Source organism: Saccharothrix sp. NRRL B-16314, from assembly GCF_000716595.1.
Classification (GTDB): Bacteria; Actinomycetota; Actinomycetes; order Mycobacteriales; family Pseudonocardiaceae; genus Actinosynnema.
This window is the reverse complement of record NZ_JNXC01000053.1, coordinates 1-19,086: the sequence shown is the minus strand read 5'-3', so window position 1 is coordinate 19,086 and position 19,086 is coordinate 1. Positions and strand designations below refer to the sequence as shown.

The 19,086-nt window shown below is 72.9% G+C and carries 19 protein-coding genes and 1 pseudogene; 13 read left to right on the top strand and 7 right to left on the bottom strand.

Translation table 11 applies throughout. The features are described from left to right. Positions 1–5 precede the first annotated feature (5 nt). The gene (locus tag OQ02_RS38045; RefSeq protein ID WP_231500420.1) at positions 6–1,112 is read right to left on the bottom strand and encodes a polyprenyl synthetase family protein; all 1,107 of its coding nucleotides are present in this window, start codon (positions 1,110–1,112) and stop codon (positions 6–8) included. Between the two features lie 146 nt (positions 1,113–1,258). On the opposite strand from OQ02_RS38045, the gene OQ02_RS38040 reads away from it, so the two are divergent. From OQ02_RS38040 to OQ02_RS38025, 4 genes are all read left to right on the top strand, one after another. Continuing rightward, the gene (locus OQ02_RS38040) at positions 1,259–2,185 is read left to right on the top strand and encodes a phytoene/squalene synthase family protein (RefSeq protein ID WP_033443541.1); all 927 of its coding nucleotides are present in this window, start codon (positions 1,259–1,261) and stop codon (positions 2,183–2,185) included. 15 nt (positions 2,186–2,200) lie between these two features. Next, entirely contained in the window at positions 2,201–3,163 is a 963-nt protein-coding gene (locus tag OQ02_RS38035) for a DUF5914 domain-containing protein (protein WP_051773365.1), read from the top strand. Between the two features lie 81 nt (positions 3,164–3,244). Further along, entirely contained in the window at positions 3,245–3,529 is a 285-nt protein-coding gene (locus OQ02_RS38030; protein ID WP_033443540.1) for a WhiB family transcriptional regulator, read from the top strand. An 11-nt stretch (positions 3,530–3,540) separates the two neighbouring features. Then, complete coding sequence (locus OQ02_RS38025; protein WP_051773364.1) at positions 3,541–4,407, top strand: MerR family transcriptional regulator; 867 nt, start codon at positions 3,541–3,543, stop codon at positions 4,405–4,407. Here the strand turns inward: OQ02_RS38025 and OQ02_RS38020 are convergent. From OQ02_RS38020 to OQ02_RS38005, 4 genes are read right to left on the bottom strand one after another with little or no spacing between them, the layout of a single operon-like run. Next, positions 4,404–5,948, bottom strand: coding sequence for an FAD-dependent oxidoreductase (locus tag OQ02_RS38020; protein ID WP_033443538.1), 1,545 nt, complete (start codon positions 5,946–5,948; stop codon positions 4,404–4,406). The two genes, OQ02_RS38025 and OQ02_RS38020, sit on opposite strands and share 4 nt — an antisense overlap. Then, positions 5,945–6,661: a class I SAM-dependent methyltransferase gene (locus tag OQ02_RS38015; RefSeq protein WP_033443537.1), complete on the bottom strand. Its 717-nt coding sequence runs from the start codon at positions 6,659–6,661 to the stop codon at positions 5,945–5,947. Before OQ02_RS38015 ends, OQ02_RS38020 begins: the two co-directional genes overlap by 4 nt. Further along, positions 6,639–6,965: a lycopene cyclase domain-containing protein gene (locus OQ02_RS38010; RefSeq protein ID WP_051773362.1), complete on the bottom strand. Its 327-nt coding sequence runs from the start codon at positions 6,963–6,965 to the stop codon at positions 6,639–6,641. Before OQ02_RS38010 ends, OQ02_RS38015 begins: the two co-directional genes overlap by 23 nt. Continuing rightward, complete coding sequence (locus OQ02_RS38005; protein ID WP_033443536.1) at positions 6,958–7,272, bottom strand: lycopene cyclase domain-containing protein; 315 nt, start codon at positions 7,270–7,272, stop codon at positions 6,958–6,960. The genes OQ02_RS38010 and OQ02_RS38005 overlap by 8 nt, the downstream gene beginning before the upstream one ends. Positions 7,273–7,386: 114 nt before the next feature. Here OQ02_RS38005 and OQ02_RS38000 point away from each other — a divergent pair, with 114 nt between their 5' ends. From OQ02_RS38000 to OQ02_RS37970, 7 genes are all read left to right on the top strand, one after another. Beyond that, the gene (locus tag OQ02_RS38000) at positions 7,387–9,024 is read left to right on the top strand and encodes a serine/threonine-protein kinase (protein ID WP_156077575.1); all 1,638 of its coding nucleotides are present in this window, start codon (positions 7,387–7,389) and stop codon (positions 9,022–9,024) included. A 65-nt stretch (positions 9,025–9,089) separates the two neighbouring features. Continuing rightward, on the top strand, positions 9,090–11,186 hold the full coding sequence (locus OQ02_RS37995) for a fibronectin type III domain-containing protein (protein ID WP_051773359.1): 2,097 nt from the start codon (positions 9,090–9,092) through the stop codon (positions 11,184–11,186). A 25-nt stretch (positions 11,187–11,211) separates the two neighbouring features. Further along, entirely contained in the window at positions 11,212–12,174 is a 963-nt protein-coding gene (locus OQ02_RS37990; RefSeq protein WP_033443535.1) for an AAA family ATPase, read from the top strand. Positions 12,175–12,176: 2 nt separating this feature from the next. Then, positions 12,177–13,316 (top strand): DUF58 domain-containing protein, encoded by a 1,140-nt coding sequence (locus OQ02_RS37985; protein ID WP_033443534.1) that lies wholly within the window; start codon positions 12,177–12,179, stop codon positions 13,314–13,316. After that, positions 13,313–15,349, top strand: a complete 2,037-nt coding sequence (locus OQ02_RS37980) for a transglutaminase domain-containing protein (protein ID WP_051773357.1) — start codon at positions 13,313–13,315, stop codon at positions 15,347–15,349. Before OQ02_RS37985 ends, OQ02_RS37980 begins: the two co-directional genes overlap by 4 nt. Beyond that, positions 15,346–16,494 (top strand): serine/threonine-protein kinase, encoded by a 1,149-nt coding sequence (locus OQ02_RS37975; RefSeq protein WP_033443533.1) that lies wholly within the window; start codon positions 15,346–15,348, stop codon positions 16,492–16,494. The genes OQ02_RS37980 and OQ02_RS37975 overlap by 4 nt, the downstream gene beginning before the upstream one ends. A gap of 12 nt (positions 16,495–16,506) precedes the next feature. Further along, positions 16,507–17,295, top strand: a complete 789-nt coding sequence (locus tag OQ02_RS37970; RefSeq protein WP_231500419.1) for an FHA domain-containing protein — start codon at positions 16,507–16,509, stop codon at positions 17,293–17,295. 162 nt (positions 17,296–17,457) lie between these two features. On the opposite strand, the gene OQ02_RS46410 is transcribed toward OQ02_RS37970, so the two are convergent. Further along, positions 17,458–17,790: a hypothetical protein gene (locus OQ02_RS46410; RefSeq protein ID WP_231500418.1), complete on the bottom strand. Its 333-nt coding sequence runs from the start codon at positions 17,788–17,790 to the stop codon at positions 17,458–17,460. 45 nt (positions 17,791–17,835) lie between these two features. After that, positions 17,836–17,991 (bottom strand): annotated as a pseudogene (locus tag OQ02_RS47375) (TetR/AcrR family transcriptional regulator); the annotation flags it as partial. An 82-nt stretch (positions 17,992–18,073) separates the two neighbouring features. Between OQ02_RS47375 and OQ02_RS37960 the strand changes: the two are divergent. Continuing rightward, positions 18,074–18,457, top strand: a complete 384-nt coding sequence (locus OQ02_RS37960; RefSeq protein ID WP_156077573.1) for a hypothetical protein — start codon at positions 18,074–18,076, stop codon at positions 18,455–18,457. Between the two features lie 194 nt (positions 18,458–18,651). Further along, positions 18,652–19,086: response regulator transcription factor (locus OQ02_RS37955; protein ID WP_156077572.1), on the top strand; the 435-nt coding region annotated here is incomplete at its 3' end.

The following is a 19,086-nucleotide window of genomic DNA, read 5'->3' as shown; positions in this document are numbered from 1 at the left end:
CCCCCTCAGTCGCGGCGGCGGACGGCCTTGGCCGCCAGCTGCCTCAGCCGGTCACGGGCGACGTCGTCGACGGCCGCCCGGTCGAGCGCGGCGAGACCGCTCTCGGTCAACGCCTCGATGTGCTCCTCCACGGCCTCGACCGCACCGTGGTCGATCAACAGCGCCCGCGCGGTGGCCGCGGTCTCGTCCGTCAGGGGGACGCCGCTGAGGCAGCGGAGCAGCACCCGCACGGCGGCGCGGTCGCCCGCCGCGCCGGCCCGGGACAGCGCGATCGCCATCAACGGGGTGTGCTTGCCCTCGTGCAGGTCTCCGCCGACGGGTTTGCCGGTCACGGCGGGGTCGCCGAACATCCCGATCAGGTCGTCGCGCAGCTGGAACGCCACGCCGACGTCCCGGCCGAACTCGCGCAGGCACTCGATCACGTCGGCCGGCGCGTCCGCGAGCGCGGCGCCGAGGTGCAGCGGTCGTTCCACCGTGTACGCGGCGGTCTTCAGGGCCGCGACGCGCAACGCGCCCTCCAACGACCGGTCCCGGCCCGCGGACGCGACCAGGTCGAGGTGCTGACCGGCCATCATCTCCGTCCGCATCCGCTGCCACGGCCGCCACGCGCGGCGCAGCGCGTCGGCGGGCAGCCCGGCCGTGACGAGGGCGTCGTCCGCCCACGCCAGCGCGAGGTCGCCGACCAGGATCGCGGTGGAGTCGCCGTAGCGGCGGGCGCTGCCGGACCACCGCCACCGCCGGTGCCGCGCGGCGAACTCCTCGTGCACCGCGCGCCTGCCACGCCGGGTCGCCGAGCGGTCCATCACGTCGTCGTGCACGAGCGCGCAGCACTGCAACAGCTCCAACGCCACCAGAGCGCGCACGACGGCCTCGGCCGTGTCGCCGTCCGCTTCGCCGCCCGACGCGCGCCACCCCCACCACGCGAACGCCGGTCGGAGCCGCTTGCCGCCGGCCAGGACCACCGCCCGCACCTCCTCGACCAGCTCCTGCGCCGCGTCGACCTCCGGACGGCCGCGGAAGAAGTCGTCCAGCGCGACGGCGTACCGCGCGGTGAACGAATCGCGTGCCGTGGGGGCGGGCGTACGGGTGTCCATGCCGGCCAACAGCGACATCGCAGCCCCCTCGCGTGTGGATCGGATCGAACGGTTCGAGCTAAGCAGCGCGGCGCGGGCTCCGCACAACGAGCGGCGCTGGTCGTGCGGAGCGCCCCGGGCCGACTTAGCGTGAGGAGGTGCCATCGCGGGAAGGACGCTCAAGCATGTCCGCAGAACGGGAACTGGATGCCGCGGGCATCACGGGACCACAGCTCCGCGAGGCCTACCGGCGGTGTCGCGCGCTCAACGCCGAACACGGGCGCACCTACTTCCTGGCGACCAGGGCGCTCAGCCCGGGGCAACGGCCCGCCGTGCACGCCCTGTACGGGTTCGCCCGACGGGTGGACGACATCGTCGACGACGTCCACAGCGGACTGTCGCGCAAGGTCGAGGGACTGGCGGCGGCGGAGGCCGTGCTCGCCTCCGCGCTGGACCGCGGCACGAGTTCCGATCCCGTCGTCGCGGCGCTGTTGGACACCGTGCGCCGGCACGACATCCCCGCTGTGCACTTCCGGGACTTCATGGCGTCCATGCGGATGGACCTGACGGTCACCGACTACGCGACCCGCGCCGAGCTGACGCGGTACGTGCACGGTTCGGCGGCGGTCATCGGCCTCCAGGTGCTGCCGGTGCTCGGGACGGTCGTGCCGAGGGAGGAGGCGGAGCCCGCCGCCGCCGCGCTCGGGATCGCCTTCCAGCTCACCAACTTCATCCGCGACGTGCGGGAGGACCTCGACCGCGACCGGGTGTACCTGCCCGCCGACGAGCTCGCGGCCTTCGGCGTCGACCGGGACCGGCTGCTGTGGGCCCGTGACGCCGGCCGGGTCGACGACCGGATCAGGGCGGCGCTGCGCGACCAGGTCCACCGCACGCGCCAGGTCTACGCGCGGGCGCTGCCGGGCATCGCGATGCTCGCACCGCGCTCGCGGCCGTGCGTGAGCACCGCGTACCGCCTCTACGGACGAATCCTCGACCTGGTCGAGGAAGCGGACTACGACGTCCTGGCCCGGCGCGTCACGGTGTCCACCGGCCGGCGCCTCGCGGTCGCGCTGCCCGCGTTCGCCAGGGCCGTGCTCGCCCGGACGGCCTGACCACTGGAGGAAGACATGCCCGACCGCCCGCTGCTGCGGCCGTTCACCAGCCCGTCCTGGTCGCAGCAGGAACCGACCTGGCGGGACGCGAAACCCGCGCTCATCGAGGCGGCGCTGAAGCGGGCGACCGCGCTGCCCTCCGGCAACTGGTTCGTGGTCGGCGCGAGCCGCGATGTGGTGCGGGGCAAGGCGTTCGGCCGCACCGTCGCCGGTCGCGAGGTGGTGCTGTGGCGGGGGCCGGGCGACGAGCTGAGGGCCGGTCCCGGCTCGTGCCCGCACCTGGGCGCCCCGCTGCGCGACGGCGAGGTCGCCGGCGGCCGGCTCGTCTGCCGCTGGCACGGGCTCGCGCTGGGCGGTGAGCGGTTCGGCGGGTGGAGCCCGTTCCCCGCGCACGACGACGGCGTGCTCGTCTGGGTGCGACTGGACGACGTCGGCGGCGAGGAGCCGCTGCCCGAGCCGGTGCTGCCCGCTCGTCCGGCCGGGGGAGCGCTCGACGCGGTCGCGACGCTGGTCGGCCGCTGCGAACCCGAGGACGTGATCGCCAACCGGCTCGACCCGTGGCACGGGGCGTGGTTCCACCCGTACTCGTTCGCGAACCTCCGGGTGCTGGAGACGCCCACCGCGGAGCGGGACCGGTTCCTGGTCGAGGTGACGTTCCGGGTCGTCGGGCGGCTCGGCGTGCCGGTGACCGCCGCGTTCACCTGCCCGGAGCCGCGGACGGTCGTGATGCACATCGTCGCCGGCGAGGGGGAGGGCAGCGTGGTCGAGACCCACGCCACACCGCTGGACGACGGGCGGACGGCCGTCGTTGAGGCGACCATCGCGCAGTCGGACCGACGCGGGTTCGGGCTGGTCAGGCGGGTGGCGCCGGCGGTCCGGCCGGTGATGAGGTGGGCCGCCGCGCGGCTGTGGCGGGACGACCTGGCCTACGCCGAGCGCCGGTACGCCCTCCGGTCGAAGGGGCTGTTCCCCGGCTAAGAAGGTCGACTTGAATCGGTTCTGAGTCGAATTTATGATGGGCGGCGCCCCACCGTTGTCGACTCGCAGAGGACGTGCGCCATGCCCGAGCTCTCCCGCCTGCCCCGCCCGGTCACCGAGTCCTGGGACTGGCAGATGTCCGGCCTGTGCCGCGGCATGGACAGCGTCTACTTCTTCCACGCGCCCAACGAGCGCGGTTCGGCCCGCGACCGGCGCGAAGCCATGGCGAAAGCCATCTGCCGGCGGTGCCCGGTGATGGAGAAGTGCCGCGAGCACGCGCTGGAGGTGCACGAGACGTTCGGCATCTGGGGCGGCCTCGGTGAGAGCGAGCTGCGGGCTATGCTCTCCGAACGCGCCAGGAAGTGAGCCCGCAGCCGATGAGCTGGACACCCCGCGCGGTCGCGGCGATGCTCGGCATCTCGCCGACCACGCTGCGCACGTGGGACCAGCGCTACGGGCTGGGACCGTCCGACCGCACCGCCGGCGGTCACCGCCGCTACCGCGACGACGAGGTCGACCGGCTGCGGCGCATGATCGCGCTGACGGCGCAGGGCGTCGCACCCGTCGACGCGGCTCGGCAGTCGCAGCAGCAGGTCCCGGCCTCCCCGCGGCCGACCAACCCCGAACTCACCGCCGCCGCGGCCCGGTCCGCCAGGCGGGGGTTCCTGACCGCCGCCGACCGGCTCGACGAGCCGCGGGTGCGCCGGCTGGCGGCCGACCTGATCGCCGGGTACGGCGTCGTGGCGGCCTGGCAGGCGGTGCTCGCGCCGTTCCTCATCGAACTCGGCGACCGCGTGCACAAGCGCGGCACCGGGATCGAGGTGGAGCACCTGGCCGGCGCGGGCCTGCTGCACGCGCTGCGCGCCGTTCCCTACCCGGACCGCGACGGCGTGCTGACCGCGCTGCTGACGTGCGCGCCGGAGGAACAGCACACGCTGGCGCTGGAAGCACTCGGCGCCGCCCTGTCCGAGGAGGACTGCCTGTGGCGCAGCCTCGGCGCCCGGGTGCCGTCGGCGGCGCTGCACGACGCGCTGGAACGCCTGCGCCCGGCCGTGATCGTGATCTGGGCGCACCACGTCGACCTCGCCTCGACCGTGCCGATCGAAGACCTTGGCCGGACCACCGACGCGGTCCTGGTGGCCGCCGGCCCCGGATGGGACGGGCTCGCGCTGCCCGCGTCGGTGCACCGGCCCGCCACGCTGGCCGACGCCGTGCGCCTGATCGTGGACCCGATCCGCGGCTAGGTCGGACCGCCTGACACCGGGGTCCGCCCCCAACGACGGGCAACGGTGCGCAGCAGCGGCCCACGACCCGCGGTGGGCACGCTCCACAGCTCCGTCCCGGCGACGCCCCACCGGCTCAGCAGCCGGTTCGCCGCGGCGAACCCCGTGGTCGCCGCGCGTTCCATCAACGCGACGGGCAGGTCGATCCGCACCAGGTCGCCCGCCAGCACGAGGAAGTCGTCCGGGGTGCGCACGGTGGGGCGACGGGCGAAACCGCCCGCGGGGAACAGCGGGCAGTCGGCACGCAGCTCGTGGCGCTCGTCCACGACGTTCGAGCGCTTGGTCTCGGGGTAGACCTCGGTGAGCTGCTCCCACAGCCGCGCGCGGGGATCGGGCTCGTCGGACGGCAGGGCGTACCCGTGCAGCTCCACCACCGAACCGCCGGTGCGCGCGGCCCACGCCCGCGCCTCGTGCTCGTAGTGGTTCAGCACGCTCACGTTGTCCAGCAGGCCGTACCCGCTGGTGCCGAGGAAACCCGGCCGGTCCGGGTCGACCGGCCGGTCGAGCCAGTACCGCGACACCAGGAACGGCGGTGCCGTCCGCAGGTCCGCGATCCGCTCGCGCCACGCCGCGTCACCCAGTCGGGGTGACGCGGCGACGACCCGGCGCAGGCCGGGCACGTCGGCGGCCAGCACCACCGCGTCCGCGTCGAGCACGTCGCCGGACACGTCCACCGCGAACCGCCTGGACCCACCGGGCTCCACCGACCGCACCTCCACGCCCCGGCGCACGGTCGCGCCCAGCTCGGCGAGGTGGCGCCCGAGCGGTTCCCACAGGCCGTGCGGGAACGGGTCGGCCGCCACGTCGAACAGCAGCCCTTCCGCCGAGCCGAGGAAGTAGATGTGGAACATCACCGCCAGCTCGGCCGCCGACATGCTGCCCGGGTGGGCGAAGAAGCTGCGCGAGAACACCTCGAACGCCAGCGCGTGCGCGGGAGCGGGGAAGCGGATGCGGTCCAGGTAGGTCGCCGCGTCCAGGCCGTCGAGCTCCCGGTAGACCTCGGGCACCGACACGTCGAGCAGCGGCAGCGCGGCCCGCGCGTCCACCGACGGCAGGTCGGACCACCGGAACGTCGGGCTGCGGCGCAGGAAGGCCAGCGCGTTCCACGGCAGGGTGGTGGGCAGCCCGGCGAACCCGTCCCGGTGGCCGCCGGTGTGCCACAGCGGGTAGTCCGGCAGGCCGACCAGCGCCCGACCACCGGGGTCGACCCGGCGCAGCAACGCGCGCAGGTTGTAGTACTGCCGGAAGAACGCGTGGAAGCCGCGGGTCATCGTGACCTCGCTGCCGTCGGCGAGCCGGGTCGGCCACCCGCCCACCCGTCCGCCGAGGTGGTGCTCGCGCTCGCACACCACGACCCTCGCGCCGCGCTCGGCCAGGACGGTCGCGGCGGCGAGCCCCGCGATGCCCGCGCCGACCACGACCACCGTCGGCACGTGCCCGTCGAACCGCGCGCGTCCGGCCGGCGCGGCGACGCGCACCGCCTTGCGGTCCCGGAGGCTCACGACTGCTCCCGCACGGGCGCCCGGCCGATGAAGGTGTGCACGACGCCGAGCTGCCCGCCCGGCACCGGGCGGCTGCGCACGCCCACGAACCCGTTGCGCCGCAACCGGTCGCGCAGCGCGCCCGCGCCGTCGAACCGCAGCACGCTGCGCCACAGGTAGGTGTAGAGCGTGCGGTCGCGGGTGAACAGCAGGCCGGCCGGCACGACGACGAGTCCGCACAGCGCGGTCCAGATCGCCGAGCGCAGCAGGGAGTCGCGTACCGAGTACTCGTGCACGACCAGGGGCGCACCCGGTTTCAGCAGCCCGCGGACGGTCCGCAGCGAGGCGTCGGGATCGGGCAGGTTGCGCACGAGGTAGGCGGCGAACACCGCGTCGAATGGTCCGCTCACGTCCAGGTCCTCGACGCGGCTGTGCACGAACGTGACGGTGTCGGGCCACCGCTTGGCCCGCGCCCGCGCGAGCATCCCGGCCGACGCGTCCACCGCGACGACCTCCGCGTCGGGGAACACGTCCAGCAACGCCGCGGTCGACGCGCCCGTGCCGCAGCCCAGGTCCAGCACGCGCGGCGCGGTCACGCCCCGGCGCAGGCCGAGCGCTCGCGCGGACGTCCGCAACGCCCGGTGGTAGCCGGGGTTCAGGCCGACCAGCAGGTCGTAGTCCTTCGCCGCGACGTCGAACGACCCCGGCACCTCATCGGCGGTCAACCGCGTCATGCGCACTCCTCCTCCGTTCCCACAGCAGCAGCACCGCGGTCACCATCGTGAAGCCGTACAGGAAGTCCTCGACCGGGATGTCCCACGGCACGCGCACACCGCTGATCGCCCAGTCCGCGTACAGCACGATGGGCGCGTCGAGCCTGGTCAGCCAACCGTCCACCGGCACCTGGAAGCCGAGCACGATCGCCATCGTGAGCCAGTACGCGGGACGTCGGAACAGCCCCGTGCGCAGGACCAGCAGTTCCAGGAGCACCACCAGGGCAGCCGTCGTCACCGCGGCCAGCAGGTACTCCCTAGCCATCGCGCAACAACCGGCGGACGGCTTCGTAGGTCAGCAACGCGCACAGCGGGATGGCCACGAAGAACAGCACCTCTTCGATCGGCAGGACACCGGCCAGCACCACACCGGTCGTGCCGTCGCGGTGGAAGCTCCAGTGCCCGCGCGCGATCGCCACCACGTCCCAGACGACCAGGACCAGCAGCACGGGCAGGACCGCGCGGGCCACGTCCGGCCCACGGCGGTACACCCCTCGGCCCACCCACTCCAACGGCGCCGTGACGAGCAAGCACACGGCCAGCACGGCCAGGTAGTCGTACTGGCTTCTCATCGCACCTCCGCGCTCGCCTCTCCTCGACAGTAGAAGCGCACGGGCCGTTCCGCATGACAAGCGCCGCCCCCGGAGCGGTGCCCGACGACGGAGCGTGGTCGGTATATTGCCGTCGTGACTGAGGGCGAGGGGAGACTGGTCGCTGCGCGGTACCGCCTGCGCCGGTCACTCGGTCGGGGTGGAATGGGCATCGTCTGGCAAGCGCATGACGAGTACCTCGACAGAGAGGTGGCCATCAAGGAGATCGTGCCGCCGAGGGGGAGGGTGATCCGGGAAGACGACCCGGAGGTGCGGCGTGCGCTGCGGGAAGCAAGAGCCGCCGCGAAGCTGAGCAAGCACCCCAGGGTCATCACGGTCCACGACGTGGTGACCGACGGTGGCCTCCCGTTGATCGTGATGGAGTTGCTGCACGGGCGCTCGCTCAGCGAAGTCCTGGAGGCCGAAGGCCCGATGGCGGTGGACAGGGCCGCGCGGATCGGGGCCCAAGTCCTGGAAGCCCTCGACTACGCCCACAGCAACGGCGTGCTGCACCGGGACGTCAAACCGGGCAACGTCATGCTCGTCGACGACCAGGTCGTGCTCACGGACTTCGGCATCGCGTTGATCGACGGTGACTCGGTGCTCACCGCGACCGGACAGCTCCCCGGGGTGCCGGAGTACATCTCACCGGAGCGGATCAGGGGCGACCAGGCGGAGCCGGCGGCCGACCTGTGGTCGGTCGGCATCATGCTCTACGGCATGGTCGTCGGCCGGACGCCGTTCTCCCGGGGGGACGTCCAGGCCACGCTCGGCGCGGTGCTGTCCTGGGAGCCGGCACCGGACCCGAAGGTCGGCCGGCTGGCGCCGGTGATCGAAGGGTTGCTGCGCAAGAAGCCCGCCGAGCGCATGTCGGCCAGGACCGCGATCGAGCGGCTGACCGGGATCGCGGCCCTGCCGTCCTCGGCGCCGCCCGGGACCAGGGTGCGGCTGGAGTACCCGACCAGGGTGGTCGACCCGGCCGGTGAGCAGACGGTCGCCCACGGGACCGTGCCCAACACCCGCACCGGGGTGCCGCCCTTCCTGCCTGCGCCCGCACCCGGGCGGGTCGCGCCGGACGCACCCACGCTCCCCCCGGTTCCGCCGTCCGGACCGCGGTCGGCGAGGGCTCCGCTGATCGCGATCGGCATCGTGGTGGTGGTGGCCGTGGTGGCGATGGTGGTCCTGGTCAAGCTGCAGAAGGGTGATCAGGGCGGCGCGTCGCCGACGACGGGCCTGTCCTCGCCGACCGCGACCGGCGGCTCGGACGTCACGCTGAAGAACTACCAGGAACGGTTCGGCTTCGAGATCGGCATCCCGCCCGATTGGCAGCGTTCCTCCTCGATCGACGGCACCCTCAGCTCCGTCACCTGGGAGGGCAAGCGGACCGACCCCAAGGTCGGCACCCTGAAGGTGGAGGTGCAGCGCGACACCGGCAAGCCCGCGGTGTCGGCGCTCGACATGCTGACGGCCGAGGACAAGGCACAGCGCACGAGGCAGCAGAACTCGGAGTACCAGCAGATCGGGTTGTCCGGCAACGCCTCGTCTGCGGACTTCGAGTGCACCTACCGCGCCGGCGCCGTGCACTACCGCACGCGCACCAGGGCCGTGGCGTCCGGGGCGCTCTACAAGTTGACGTTCTCGCTGCACGCCACCGACCCGGGAACACTGGCTGAGCAGTGGGCGGCGGCCGAACCGCTGATCGCCGGCATCCGCGACAGCTTCGACCTGGCCTAGGCGCGAAACGGCAGGTCGCGAAGTCGGGGACCGGTCCCCGGACACCGTCGCTAGCATCCCGCTCCGTGACCGGGAAACGCTCGGCGGCCGGCGCGAGCCGCCCGTTCGTCCTGCTCGCCGTCGTGTGCGTGGCGGCGGTGGGCGCAGTCCTCGTCGGGGCTACCCCGCCGCTGTCCGCCGCGAGGTTCGCGAACACCGGCCACTGGACGTACAACTCGGTCCTGGGAATGGTGTTCCACGTCGACGGCGCGACGAACAACCTCGACGCCGAGTTCCCGATCGACGCCGAGGTCGGCAGCCAGGTCCTGCAGAGCGACACCAGCGGCTGGGTGGTCGGCCCGAGCCGGATCACCGAGTTCGACAAGGAGTCGCTGTCGCCGCAGGAATGGGCGAAACCGCCCTCCAACGAGATCCCCCTGGGCATCGAGGTCGTCGGTGGACCGTACGCGGTCTACCCGAACACCGGCCGGATCGTCCGACTCGGCGACCCGGCCGCGTCGATCCCGACCGACGGCGCGATCGGCAACCCGGTGGTCACCGAAGACGGCACCATGTGGTTCCACCGCACCGGGAAGGGCCCGATCTGCACGCTGGCCAAGGACGCGGTCGAGGTCTCCGGCTGCCCGGTGTCCGCGCCGCCGGACCACGCGGGCGCGCTGACCGTCGTGGACGGACGACCCGCGTTCCTCGACCTGTTCACGAGCAGGCTGCACACCATCGACGGCGACTCGCTCGGCGAGGGCGTCGACCTGGGCGTCCTGCTGTCACCCAACTCCCGACCCGCCGCGCAGGACGCGAACGGCCGCCTCGCCATCCTCGACCCGGGCCCGGCGCAGAGCAGCCTGATCCTGGTGGACACGAAGACCACGCCGGCCCAGTCGGTGACGGTGGCGCTCGGCTCCGGGGACTACGACGGCCCGGTGTCGACCGGTGAGGTCGTCGCGCTGGTGGACCGGCAGAACGGCACCGTGCTGACCTACGGCTCGGACGGCAAGCGGAAGGACGAGAAGCCGCTCAAGGACAAGGCGGGCGAGCCGCGGCTGTCCGTTGGCGAGGACAAGCGGCTCTACGTCGAGGACACCGACGGCACCCAGGTGTTGGTGGTCGCCGAGGACGGCCACGTGCGGAACGTCGAGGTGACCCGCAAGGCCGCCACGACGGCGGGGACGGCGTCCGGCCAGTCGCAGAAACCGGACATCGCCCTGCCGCCGCCGCCAAACGATCACCGGCAGACGGATCAGCCGATCGCCACGACCACCCGGCGCCCGCCGCCCCCGGTGCCGCCGGGCCGCCCCGGCGCACCGGCCGCGGTCTCGGCGCGGCCCGGCAACGGTTCGGCCGACGTCACCTGGGGAGCCGCGCCGGACAACCGCGCGCCGATCACCTCGTACGTGGTGTCCTGGCAGGGGAGCAACGGCCAGTCGGGGTCCGTCCCGGTCGGCGGCGGAGCCGGCGCGTACCAGGTGAACGGCCTGACCAACGGCGTGTCCTACACCTTCACGGTGGCCGCGACGAACCAGATGGGCGCGGGCCCCGGCTCGTCGACCGGCCCCGTCACGCCGTACGCGCCGGTCTCGCCGGCCGCGGCGCCGGTCGACCTGCGGGCGGGCTACGACGTGGACGACCGGCCGACCAGGGACGTCACGCTGACCTGGGGGCAGCCCGCGCTCAACGGCGGCACGCTGGTGCACTACGAGGTCACCGCCACCGGCCTGGGCACGCGGCAGGTGACCGGGACCCAGGTCGTGTACCCGCAGGTGCAGGCGCGCCAGGCTGTCACCTTCACGGTGTACGCGGTGACCAGGGCCTCGGACGGGCAGTTCCTCACCGGCGCGCCCGCGTCGGCCACCCACGAAGCCGTGCCGCTGCCGCAGCTCAGCCTGAGCAAGGGCCCTCCGACCGAGGAGGACTGCGGCGAGAAGCCGGACTGCGCGTGGATGCACGTCGTCCTGACGGGGTTCGACCCCAACACCTCTTACCACGTCCAGCCGTACAACAACGACAACGACGGGTACACCAACCCCGGGTACACGACGACAACCGACGCCAACGGCAACGAGGCGTTCGATCGGTTCGCCTACACCGGCCCCGGTGAAACGGTGTGGGTCGAGGTGATCCTCCCGGACGGTACCCCGATCCGGTCGAACCAGCTGGTCTGGTGAGTTCTCCACCGAGGAAAGGGAAATCGTGACGCAGACTCCCGGTCAGGTATACGAGCTGATCGCGGCGAACGTCCAGAAGGTCGTCCGGGGCAAGCCGCAGGTCGTCCGGCTCGCCGTGGCCGCGCTGTTCAGCGAGGGGCACCTCCTCATCGAGGACGTGCCGGGGCTCGGCAAGACCACGCTCGCCCGGTGCCTGGCGCGCAGCATCGGCGGCACCTGGAACCGCATCCAGTTCACGCCCGACCTGCTGCCCGGGGACATCACCGGTGTCCAGGTCTACCACCAGCGCGACGAGAAGTTCGCGTTCCACCCGGGCAGCGTGTTCGCGAACGTCGTGCTGGCCGACGAGATCAACCGGGGCACGCCGAAGACGCAGTCGGCGCTGCTGGAGGTGATGTCGGAGCAGCGGGTCACGGTCGACGCGGTGGGCCACGACGTGCCGAGGCCGTTCCTGGTGATCGCCACCCAGAACCCGATCGATATGGCGGGCACGTACCGGCTGCCGGAGGCGCAGCTGGACCGGTTCCTGATGCGGCTGCGGATGGGGTACCCGGACCGGGCGTCCGAGGTGCTGGTGGTCATGAGCGACCGCGCCGGCGTCGACCCGGACGAACTGGAGGCCGTGGTCGACCTCCCGACGTTGCAGGGGGCCATCACGCAGGTGCGCGCCGCCCGGATCGAGCACGCGGTGATCGACTACGCGACGGGCATCACCTCCGCGACCCGGCAGCACTCCGAGGTCCGGTACGGCGCGAGCCCGCGCGGCACCATCGCGCTCGTCCGCGCGGCGCAGGCGCTCGCGGCGACGTACGGGCGCGCGTTCGTCACGGTCGACGACATCAAAGAGGTCGCGCACCCGGTGCTCGACCACCGGCTGATCCTCAAGCCGGAGGCGGAACTGCGGCAGCGGAAGGCCGAGGGCATCGTGGCCGACCTGCTGGCCGAGGTCCCGGTCCCGATCGCGGTCACGAGCGTGGCGGGAGCCTGACCATGGGGCTGACCCGACGGGGCGTGTGCACCCTCGCGGTCGCGGTCGTGCTCATCGTGCTCGGACTGGGCGCGGGTTATCCGCTGCTGGTCGCGCTGGGCGCGATCGCGGTGGGCGCGGTGGTCGCCGCGCTCGGTGTCGCGGGGCGCAAGCCCCGGGTGGAGGTCATCCGCGAACTGTTCCCGGACCGGGTGGAGCGCGACGGCCGAGCCGTGATCACGCTCCGCGTCCACAACCCGGGTACGCGGCGGCAAGGCGGCTTCACCGCGGTCGACCGGGTCGGCGAGGACCGGGTGACCGTCGCGGTCCGGCCGCTCGCGGCCGGTGCGGAACAGCCCTACCTGAACGAACTGCCGACCGGGCGGCGGGGCAGGCACGAGGTCGGCCCGCTGACCCTGTTCCGCGCCGACGCGCTCGGACTCGGCCGGTCCGAGCTGTCCCTCGGCGAGACGGCGGCGCTGTGGGTGTACCCGCGGACGCACCCGGTCGGAGCCGTCACCGGCGGACTCCCGTTGCACCACCACGACGGTGAGGCCACGGAGACCTCGCCGCGCGGATCGCTCGACATCCGCGAGGTGCGCCCGTACGTCCCCGGGGACGAGGTCCGCCACCTGCACTGGAAAGCGACGGCACGGACGGGGCAGCTGATGATCCGCGACTACGCGGACCCGCACCAGCCGCAGTTCACCGTGCTGCTGGACGACCGGCACGAGATGACGGCGCCGGAGTTCGAGGAGGCGGTCGAGCTCGCGGCGTCCCTGGTCGTCGCCGCCGCCGACGCCGATCACCGGTGCCGGCTGGTGACACCGGGCGGTGTCGACGTCGAGACGGCCTCGGGGTGGGACGCGGTCCAGCGGTACCTGGCGGAGCTGTGCGTCATCACGCGGACCGGGGAGGCGGGCCTGCCGCTCGTGCCCGGCGCGCCGGCGCGGGCGGGCGGCGGCACGTTCGTCGTGATCTCCTCCGCGGTGACCGTCTCGCCGGATGATCGTGCGGCGCTCGTCGGCATGAGGCCGCGGTACGGGGACATGATCCTGGTGGTCGGGTTGGGCGGCACCGCGCCGGAGGTGCCCGGGGTGCGGGTGCTGAGGGCGGCGAACGCCGTGGACGCGATCCGGCAGTGGCAGACGGTGATCGCATGACGAGGGGCCACGCGGTCTGGCTGCTGCTCGCCACCGCGGTGCCGGGCCTGCTGTTCGCCCCGGTGTTCGGGCTGTGGGCGCTGGTGCCACCCGTCGCCGGTGTCGTCGTGGCCTGCTACGTCGTGTTCGAGCTGTGCCTCCGGTTTCCCGCGTTGCTACCGTGGCGGCCCCTTCTCGCGCTGGTCGCTGGTGCGCTCGCGCTGATCGAGGTGGCGCTCTTCGACACCACGCGCAGCGGCCTGCCGACCCCGGACAGCCTCTCGCGGCTGGCCGCCGGTGTGACCGACTCCTGGCAGCTCACCCTGCAGTCGACCTGGCCGGTGCGGCCGGAGCCGGAACTGCTGCTGTTCGTGCCGCTGCTCGTGCTCTTCACGGCCTCGGTGGGGATCGAGCTGCTGCGCCGGCCCGCCGCGTCCGTGCTGCCGAGCCTGGTGCTGCTCCTGCTGAGCCAGACCTTCATCGCGGTGTCGGGCACCGTGGCGACGTTGGTGGCGCTCGCTTACGCCGTCGCCGTCGCGGGGTTGTTCGTCACCCCGACGCGGACCGCGGTGGCGTTGACGGTCGGGCTGAGCGTGGTGGCCGGGGTCGCGGTCGTGGCGGTGCCGACCGGACCCGCGTACTCCGTGCGGCAGAACCAGTTCGCGCAGGTTCCGCTGCCGAGGGAGGTCAGCCCGCTGGCCGAGGTCGCGGCGCGGTTGGCCGATCCGGAAGCGGAGGTGTTCAGGTACACCAGCGACGATCCGGTGGATCGCTGGCGACTGGTGGTGCTGGACGGCTTCGACGGCGTCACGTGGACCGCGGGCGACCGGTACCGCAGGATGGGTGCGGAGATCGGGCCGCCCGCCGGGACGACCGTGCCGACGGCGGAGCACTCCGCGCGCATCAAGGTCCCGGGCGGGCAGCGGTGGCTGCCGAGCCAGGCCATGCCCACCTCGGTGAGCGGCGCGGTGCGGCCCTTCGTCGACCAGGACGCCGGCACGCTGCTGCTGCCGCAACGCGGTGGCCCGGTGGAGTACGACCTGCGCTGGCGGGAGCCGTTCGGCGACCTCGCCGGCCTCGCCGACGCCGCGGTGTCGTCCGACGTGCCGACCGGCGATCTCGGCACCGTGCGGGACGAGGTCGCGCAACTCGCGAGGACCGCCACCCGGGACGCGCGGCCGACGTTCCGGACGGCGCTCGTGCTGGAGCAGTACCTCAGCGACAACTACAAGGTCGCGACGGGCTCGCAGTTGCCGACCGGCAGCGGATGGCCGCAGCTGCGCGAGTTCCTCCTGGACACCAAGCGGGGGACGAGCGAGCAGTTCGCCGCGTCCTACGTGGTCCTCGCCCGGATCGTCGGCATCCCGGCCCGGTTGGCCGTCGGGTACCGCGCACCCCGCGAGCCGGTGGACGGCGAGACGGTGGTGCGCAACAAGGACGTGCTCGCGTGGCCTGAGGTGGCCGTGGAGGGCGTCGGCTGGGTGCCGCTCGACCCGGCCGGCGCGGCGAGCGACGCCGGCCCGGCGCCGACCAAGCTGGCGGAGGTCATGGCGAAGGCGCGGGCCGAGCTGCCGCCGCCGGACGAGCAGCTGCCCGACCCGCCCGTGTCGGAGCCACCGGCGGTGGACGAAGGGGGTTCCTGGACCGGGATCTGGACGCCGGCGCTGTGGGCCCTGGCGGGGATGCTCGCGCTGTTCGTGGTGGTGCTGCTCGCCGTTCCGGTCGCGAAGCTCGTCCGGACCGCGCGCCGCAAGCGCCTCACCGGCGCACGCGGCGTGGTCGGCGCCTGGTGGGAGGCCCGTGACCTGCTGCGGGCGCATGGCACCCGGATCACGCCCGGCATGACCGCGCGCGACCTCGCCGCCGTCTCCGGCGGAGCCGTGGTGGACAGCCTGCGCCACCTCGCGGTCCACCTGGACGCGGCGCTGTGGTCGGGCGAGGGAGCGGACGAGGGCAGGGTGAGGGCCGCGTGGAAGGCTGTCGCGGAGATCCGCGGCGCGCTGGCGGGACGGTCGTTCGGCGCGCGGATCAGGGCGGTGTTCGTGATCCGATGAGCCAACTGCTGGGCACCGGTCCGGTCGCCGAGGTGTACGCCGTCGACGGCGTCGCGCTGAAGGTGTTCCCCGGCAAGTTCGACCGGCGCGCGCTCGCGACGATCGAGCGGGAACGGGTCAAGCTCGCGGACCTGGCCGCGCCGGTGCTGCCGCTGGACGGCGTCGAGCTGGTCGACGGCACCAAGCACGCCTTCCGGATGGAGCTGTGCGCCGACTCGCTGGTGAACCGCGTGCGACGGGACGGGCCGCTGACGTCGGAAGAGGTGGCCGCGCTGTGCGGGTCGCTGTCGCGAGCGCTGGCCGCCGCGCACGCGCGAGGCGTGCTGCACGGCGGGATCAGCCCGACGAACGTGCTGTTCCGCGCGAACGGCGAGGCGGTGCTGGCGGACTTCGGTGTCGCGCAGCGGCAGGAGTTCCGGCGCGACCCGCTGGCCGGTATCGAGTGGGTGTCGCCGGAGACGCTGCGCACCGGCGTGGTCGAAGCGGCGACCGACGTGTACGGCCTCGGCGCGGTGCTGCACTTCGCGCTGACCGGGCGGTCGCCGCACCCGAGTCGGATCGGCGAGGTGACCGGCGAACGGATCCTGCGCGTGCTCGGCGACCCGGTGCCCGCGGTCAGCCGGCCCGACGTCCCGGTCGTGCTGTCCACCGCCATCGGCCGGATGCTGGCGCCCGATCCGGCGCGGCGGTCGGCGCCCGCCTCAGCCGGCGTGCCCGAGGCGCCACCGGCCAGACCCGAGCGACGGCGCTGGTACGCGGTGATGTCGGCGACGGCGGTCTCGGCCGCCGTGCTGGCGGTCGTCCTGTGGCCGCGCGCCACGCCCGAACCGCCGGCGACGAACTCCCCGCCGCTGGTCGAGGACGCGGCGGAGCCGGTGGTGGAGTTGGCCGAACCGACCGACCTGGGCGACAAGGTCGCGCTCACCTGGACGTCGACGGACGACCAGCTGTACTTCGCCGTCCGCGTCTGGGCACCGGGTGAGCCGAGCCGGACGGTCCGCGTGGGGTTCGCCCACGCGAAGACGGTGGACGTCGATCCCGATCCGGCCCGCAAGTACTGCTTCCTGGTGCGCGGGACGAAGGGCGGGGACCAGATCTACGAGAGCCAGACCGTCGACCTGCGCGGCGCGGTCTGCCACAGGTGAGGAGGTCGGCGCGTGGAGCCGAAGGTGGAGCACTCGGGCGGACTCCTGCTGCCCAGGGGGCACGACAGCCTGACCCGCGGCGTCGCGCGCGCCGTGCCGGGGTCCGTGCACGCGCTTGCCCTCGGCGGTGGGTACGCGGTCGGCCCCCGCGACGGCCGCACCGTCTACTTCGGACGGAACCGCCCGCTGGTGCACGTCTGCCTCGGTGAGGACGACCAGCAGGTCAGCCGCCGGCACGGCGAGCTGACCCACCACCAGGGCCGGTGGTGGCTGCGCAACACTGGACTCAGGCCGATCCGCCTGCCCGGCTCGCAGTGGCTCTTCGCCGAAGAGGGCGCGATCCCGCTGGCCGAGGGGTATACGCCGGTGCACGTGCCCGGCTCACGGGACCGGGAACACCTGCTGGAGGTGTACGTCAGCGGTTCCGACGGGGACCAGCCCCGCTCCCGCCACAGCGCCGACACCGACCCGCCCCGGCCGTACGCGCTCACCCCGGACGAGAAGGTGATGCTCGTCGCCCTCGGTCGGAACTACCTGCTGCGCGAGCCCAACCCCAAGCCGCTGACGTGGAAGGAGGCCGCCCTCCGGTTGGCCGAGCTCCAGCCCGACGCGGGGTGGACCGCGAAGAAGCTCGAACGCCGGGTCAGCGTGGTGCGCGACCGCCTGTCCCGCCGAGGGGTGCACGGGCTGACCCGCGAGGAGGTGGGCGAACCCGTCGGCAACGCCCTGAACGACAACCTGATCCGCGAACTCGTGCGATCGACCGCGCTCACGCCGAAGGATCTGGACCTGGTGGACTGAGGCGGTTCGAACGACCCCGCCGCACCGTCGAGGAGACGCGGAACCCCGAAGCCGGGGCACGGAGGTCCGAAGCGGGGCGCACGGGGTGCGGAGTCGCGCAATTCCGTCTCGATGTCGCCGGATCGGACCACATCCGCTCCGCGTGGGCGCCGGGCCGCCGTGTCACCACGGGATCGGCATGGCCCACTGGTGCGTGGCGTCGGGCCCGGCGGCGCCGAGCACGGCGAGGATCTGCCACAGGATGCCGACGGCCATGAAGTCGCGCACGTCCTCGGGCGAGGCCCCGGTGATCTCCGCGACGAGCACGAAGAGGGCGCCGTAGCGGACGCGGACCACGTCGCGGATCTCGGGGTCCGTCCCCGCCGCCGCGAAGCTGTGCAGCATCAGCCCCATCAGCTCGCGGTCGGCCAGGACGCGGCGGTAGCCCGCCGCCCGCAGCGCGTCGAGCTTCTGCGCGGAGGTGGCCTGTTCGAGTTCCGAAACGGCCGACCTCATGTAGTGCTCCGTCGCGTCGCACGCCCGCTCGAAAGCCGCCAAGAACAGCGCGCGCTTGGTGCCGGCGAGGCGTATCACGTACGGTTGTGAGACTCCGACCATGGTTGCTATGTGTTCGGTCGTCGTTCCCGAGTAGCCCGTACGGGCGAAAGCGGACATAGCGGCCGTCACGATCTGTTCATACCGGCGTTCGGCGTTCATCCGCATTCCACTGTCCGTCACGTTGACAGGTTATCAACCAATAGCTAGCGTCGATCCAATGCTACCCGGAAGCCTTGTCCGATTGGCTGCCGTTCGGCGCAGGCCGGGGTTGTGGTTCGACCTGCCGGTGGCGCTGCTGTTGATCCTCTGCTGGATGACCATACCGCTGGTCGTGGCGCACCTGGTCACGGGCCTGCTGCTGACCGCCGGCCTGGTGCTGCACCTGTGCACCAGGCGCACCGTGTTCCCCCGTCGACGCACGTTCCGCCCGGTCGTCGCGGCGGCAATTCTCCTGGCCGCCGCGGCGCTGACCTTGCTCACCGGCCTGTTGCGATGGGCGGGCGTGCCACGCGAGGTGGTCTTCCACGCCGTTCCGAGTTATTTGCTGGTCGCATTTGCGATCTGGCACGTGGTGCGGCGCAGGCGAGCACTCCTCGCACGGATCCGCCCGCGTGCGGGGCGGTGAACCCAGTTATTCGTCAACTGTCGCGCGATGCGGAATGAGTTGCTATCCAAGAAAGGGTCGAGGTCGAAGCCGCCGCGAATGGCCGGCTGGTCGGTGAGCTGCCGAGCAGGTCCATCCGCGCACCATCCGTCTGGAGGCCGATACTCATGCCCGTCAGCACCCTCGCACTTTCCGCCGGTGTCCCGTCCGCCGCTGTGCCTGTGCCCGTCGGTCCGTCGTCGGGGCTGGGCCTGACCGTGAGCATCGCCCATCCCGGGGAGATGATCCGGGAGGGTCTGCTGGCGCTGGTCCGGGGGTTCCACGAGGTGTCGGTGTCGCGTTCGTTCGACTCGTGGGCTGCGTTGCGTGCGGCGGGGGAGCGGCGGGAGGGTGTGGAGCTGGTCATCGTGGCGGTGGAGTTGCTGGGCCGGGACGCGAGTCGTGCGGACGTGTCGCGGTCGTGCCGGGTGAAGGTGCTGTTGCTGCTGCCGGATTGTGATCATCGGACGGTGGCGGCGGCGGTGGAGTTGGAGCCGGACGGTTTCCTGTTTGAGCGGGTGTTGGGCGGTGCCGAATTGCGCACGGCGATGCGGGACGTGATGGCGGGGCGGTTGCACGTGCCGGCGGCGATGACCGCCGGCCTGCTCGCG